Annotated in this window: 2 protein-coding genes; both read left to right on the top strand. The window is 61.3% G+C overall.

The window, feature by feature from the left end:
• Nucleotides 1-2: 2 nt before the first annotated feature.
• A complete protein-coding gene (gene istA, locus AWB66_RS32290; protein ID WP_235021353.1) occupies nucleotides 3-1,460 on the top strand; it encodes an IS21 family transposase in 1,458 nt (485 codons plus the stop codon).
• Nucleotides 1,450-2,226 carry an IS21-like element helper ATPase IstB gene (gene istB / locus AWB66_RS32285; protein ID WP_087634028.1) on the top strand — a complete coding sequence of 259 codons (777 nt, stop codon included), beginning with the start codon at nucleotides 1,450-1,452 and terminating at the stop codon, nucleotides 2,224-2,226. Before istA ends, istB begins: the two co-directional genes overlap by 11 nt.
• The last annotated feature ends 74 nt before the right edge of the window (nucleotides 2,227-2,300 follow it).

Genomic DNA, 2,300 nt, shown 5'->3' with positions numbered 1-2,300 from the left:
AGATTGCCAAACGGCTGGGCGTGTCCAGAAACACGGTCAGGCGTTACATACGGGCCGGCACGGTCCTGCCCGCCTATCCCGAACGTCACAGCCCCAGCAAACTCGACGGGTTCGCGGCGAAGCTTGCCGGCTGGCTCAAGACCGAAGCGACCCGGCCTCGCAAACAGCGAAGAACTCTCAAGCAGATTCACGCGGATCTCTGCTCGCTGGGTTTCACCGGCTCCTATGATCGCGTCGCGGCGTTTGCCCGACGCTGGCGACAGGAACAACACGAGCAGGCGAAGACGACCGGACGCGGGACGTTCGTTCCCCTCCGGTTTGCTGTAGGCGAAGCGTTCCAGTTCGACTGGAGCGAGGACTGGGCCGTCATCAACGGCGAGCGCACCAAGCTGCAGGTCGCGCAACTCAAGCTCAGCCACAGCCGCGCCTTCTTCCTGCGTGCCTACCTGCTGCAGACTCACGAGATGCTGTTCGACGCCCATCATCATGCGTTCGTTGCGTGGGGCGGCATTCCACGTCGCGGCATTTATGACAACATGAAGACCGCCGTCGACCGGGTGCGTCCCGGCAAGGTGCGCGAGGTCAACGCGCGGTTCAGCGCAATGGTGAGCCACTACCTGTTTGACGCCGAGTTCTGCAACGTCGCCTCGGGCTGGGAGAAGGGACAGATCGAGAAGAATGTCCAGGACAGCCGTCACCGGCTCTGGCAGAAGGTGCCGACGTTCGGTTCACTCGCCGCGCTCAACGACTGGCTGGCCGATCAATGCGTGCTGTTGTGGCAGCAGACCCGGCATCCCGAGCAGGACATGACGATCTGGGAGGCGTGGTCGGCCGAGCGGCCACACCTGATGCCGGTGGGTCAGCCATTCGATGGTTTCGTCGAGCACACCAAACGCGTCTCGCCGACCTGCCTGGTGAACTTCGAGCGCAATCGCTACAGCGTACCGGCGTCGTTCGCCAACCGGCCCATCAGTCTGCGCGTCTACGCAGCCAGGCTCGTGTTCGTCGCTGAAGGTCAGGTGATTGCCGAGCACGAGCGCTGTATCAATCGCAGCCATGACCACGGCGAAACCATTTACGACTGGCGTCACTACCTGGCAGTCCTGCAGCGCAAGCCGGGAGCGCTTCGCAACGGTGCACCCTTCGCCGAGTTTCCGGATGGATTCCGCAAGCTGCAGGGCGTGCTGCTGAAGCGCCCCGGTGGCGACCGGGAGATGGTGGAGATTCTGGCGCTGGTCCTGTTGCACGACGAACAGATGGTGCTTGCTGCAGTCGAGCTGGCGTTCGAGGCCGGCGCACCGAACAAACAGACGGTGCTGAACATCCTGAGCCGGCTGCTCGACAGCCCGCCTGTGCCGCCGCTGCAGACGCCACAGGCCTTCGCACTGAAGGTTGAGCCGCAGGCCAACGTGGGCCGCTACGACCGTTTGAGGAACCGGGAGGACGATCATGCAGCCTGACGTCATGATGCAGATGCTCAAGTCACTCAAGCTGCACGGGATGGCACAGGCGTTAGGCGAGCTCGCCGCGCAGGACTCGCCAGCCTACAAGTCGGCTTCGCTGGTGCTTGCCGGGTTGCTCAAGGCGGAAATCGCAGAGCGCGAAGTGCGTTCACTCGCGTATCAGATGAAGGCGGCACGCTTCCCGGCGTATCGCGACATCGGCGGCTTCGACTTCAGTTGCAGCGACGCCAACGAAGCGCTGGTGCGCGAGTTGTACCAGTGTGAGTTCATCGACTCCGCGCACAACATCGTTCTGGTAGGTGGACCTGGCACTGGAAAGACCCATCTGGCAACCGCGATCAGTGTGCAGGCTCTCGAACACCATCGACGCCGTGTGCGCTTCTTCTCCACCATCGAGCTGGTCAATGCGCTCGAACAGGAGAAGCTCGTGGGCAAGCCCGGACAGCTCGCCACGCGACTCATGTATGCCGATCTTGTGGTTCTCGACGAGCTCGGCTATCTGCCGTTCAGCCAGACCGGCGGTGCCATGCTGTTCCACCTGCTCAGCAAGCTCTACGAACGAACCAGCATCATCATTACCACCAACCTGAGCTTCGCTGAGTGGGCCAGTGTGTTTGGAGATGCAAAGATGACGACGGCGCTGCTCGACCGGCTTACGCACCATTGCCATATTGTAGAAACAGGCAACGATAGTTACCGTTTCAGAAACAGCACAACACAGCCAAAGAAGGAGAGAAAGAAGATCCAGACACCCACCGAATAACCCGCAAAGCTGGTCCAACGGGTGGGTCAGAATTCAATGCAAATCGTGGGTCAGGATTCCGTGCAAATCAACAG

The organism is Caballeronia telluris, from assembly GCF_001544495.1.
Classification (GTDB): Bacteria; Pseudomonadota; Gammaproteobacteria; order Burkholderiales; family Burkholderiaceae; genus Caballeronia; species Caballeronia telluris.
This window is presented reverse-complemented; position numbering and strand designations above follow the sequence as displayed.